The sequence below is a fragment of the Streptomyces sp. NPDC059456 genome, from assembly GCF_042750055.1.
In the GTDB taxonomy this organism is placed as follows: Bacteria; Actinomycetota; Actinomycetes; order Streptomycetales; family Streptomycetaceae; genus Streptomyces.
Window position 1 is genome coordinate 12,280 of the sequence record NZ_JBHYVA010000154.1, and the last position, 2,206, is coordinate 14,485.

Below are 2,206 nucleotides of genomic sequence, written 5' to 3' on the forward strand. Positions count from 1 at the left end.
CTATAGGGCGCGCGCTCTCGCAGCCCCCGCCGCGCCCCGGGCGCGCGGGGGGGGGGGGGGGGGGCCGGCGGGCCCCCCCCCCCCCCCCTCCGGCCGGCTCGTCGAGACGGATGCGGTCGCGGTGCCGTGCCTCCTCCACGGCCCGGGCGATGTCGGGAAGCGCGCACGAGCAGTACCTCAGGTCGACCTGCTGACCCAGCAGCGCCCGGATCCCGTCGAGGGCGGCGCCGCGCTCGCCCTGGGACGCGAACGGCAGGTACCCGGCGGGCGGGAGCTCGACGATGCCCAGCTGTTCCAGGGTGTACGGGCCCGCGGCCGCAGCCCCGGTCCGGGCACCCTCGCCGAGACCCGTGACCAGCCGGGCCAGTTCCCGGCCCACCTGGTCCTTGGTGTGGCTCCGCAGGAACTGCTGGTCGCCGATCTGGGCCAACTGCTCCAGCAGCGGCCGCAGATCGGCGGCGGACGGCTGCACGGCGCCCCGCACCTGCGCCAACTGGTCCTGGAACTGGAGGATCTGCGCGGTGTAGGCGTCCCAGGGCCGCATGCCGAGCCGTTCCTGCCAGTACCGCTGCGGCGGGGCGGCGGCCCGGTCGCGGCGGGCGGCCCAGGTGTCGACCGTCCAGCCTGCGGGGTCGGCCGTGTCGCGCAGGAGCACCGCGAGCCGGACGGTCTTCGGCCGGCCCGGGCTCGCGGCGGGCGGGGTCCAGGACGCCGGGAGGTGCGCGCCGGCGGCCCCGTACGGCCACGGCGCGTGCGCGGTGCGTTCGGCGGCGAAGATCCGGGAGGCGAGGAAGTTGCGCCGGGCGGCCGGGAGCTGGTTGTCCAGGCCCCGTTCGGCGGCCTCCGCGAGCTGGATCCGCACTCCTTCGGCGAGGTAGGGGTGCCGGGTGGTGGCCGTACCGGCACACGGGTCGTCGCAGTAGCCGCCCTGCACGGGGGCGTCGCCGTAGGGCCGGGAGTCGGGGGCCGCCTCGACCCACCAGAATCCGTCCGGTCCGGGCTCCAGGCCGGTGAGCGGGAGCGTCACCAGCCGCTGCGAGCGCAGCGGGCGGCCCTCGGCGGACACGGCGAGGCCGCCGCCGACGCGCAGGACCCCGTCCTGCACGCTGACCTCGTAGCCCTCGACGACGCCGGGGCCGGCCGCCGCTCCGACGGCCAGGGCCAGTTCGCGGGCGTAGTCCTGGATGCGGGCCAGGTGTTCGGCGCGCAGGAACAGCCCGTCGAAGGGGTTGAGCCGGTCGATCCCGCCGTCGGCGGTCGCGGACGGGGAAGCGGGCGGGCCGGGCGCCGGGGCGGTGTCGGCGGTGCCTTCGCTGATCGTCATTCCTCGGTCCTCCCGGGGGCCGCCTCGCGCGGCAGATGGACGGTGACGACGGCGTCGTTGCCCTCGTCGGCGGTACCCGGCGGGCCGCCTTCCGGGCCGGCGAAGGGCGCCCGCGGGTGCGCGCCGTACAGGGGCTTGGGCCCGGTGCCGCGGATGCGGACGCGGACCGTCTCGTACGCGGGCCGCTGGTCGAGGTCCACCTTGACCCGGCGGCCGTCGGCCGACACCCGGATCCCGGCGACCTCGTCGGTGGCCCAGCCCCGGCCGGTGTCGGAGAGCGAGGTGATCTCGATGCCCTCGGCCTCGGCGCAGCCCGGCGCGAGCGGCGCGGTGACCTCGAAGCCCAGCACGGTGTGCTCGCGGCTCCAGGCGAGGGAGCCGGCCACCAGGCGCGGACCTCCGGCGTCGGCCGGGGCGGCGGCGCCGACGATCCCGGGGGCCAGGGCGCACACCAGCTCCTGGATCGTGGTCGTGGGCAGGACCGCGGTGCGCACGGACGGGTCGGCGTGCACCTCCTCCACCCGTACGCACCCGTCGTACTCGGTGAGTCCGACGGTCAGCCGGGCCAGTACGACGGGGGCGTGGCCCTCCGTCACCGGCGCCCCCGGCGGGCACGCGTCGCCCTCCTCCCGCTCCGGCTCCAGTGCGGTGGCGTCCGCGGCGGCCAGCCGGCGGAACGCGGCGAGCAGGGCCGGGGCACGCAGGTGCGCGGCGACCCGGGCCACTTCGGCGGCCTCCCGCAGCGCCTCCTGGCCGGCGGTGTCCCCCGGCGCGGCCTGGTGGCGGGGCGGGGGGACCCGCACCCGGGGGGTCGGGCGCCCCGGCGCGGGGGCGGCGGTGGGGGGACGTGTTCGCCGGGGCGCCCCCCTGCCGGGGGGAGGG

Annotated in this window: 1 protein-coding gene and 1 pseudogene; both read right to left on the reverse strand. The window is 78.5% G+C overall.

The genetic code is table 11. The features are described from left to right. On the reverse strand, nucleotides 1-1,324 hold a 1,324-nt coding region (locus ACFXA3_RS16160; RefSeq protein ID WP_385187231.1), incomplete at its 3' end, for a hypothetical protein. Continuing rightward, nucleotides 1,321-2,206 (reverse strand): annotated as a pseudogene (locus tag ACFXA3_RS16165) (hypothetical protein); the annotation flags it as partial. The gene ACFXA3_RS16160 and the pseudogene ACFXA3_RS16165, both read right to left, overlap by 4 nt.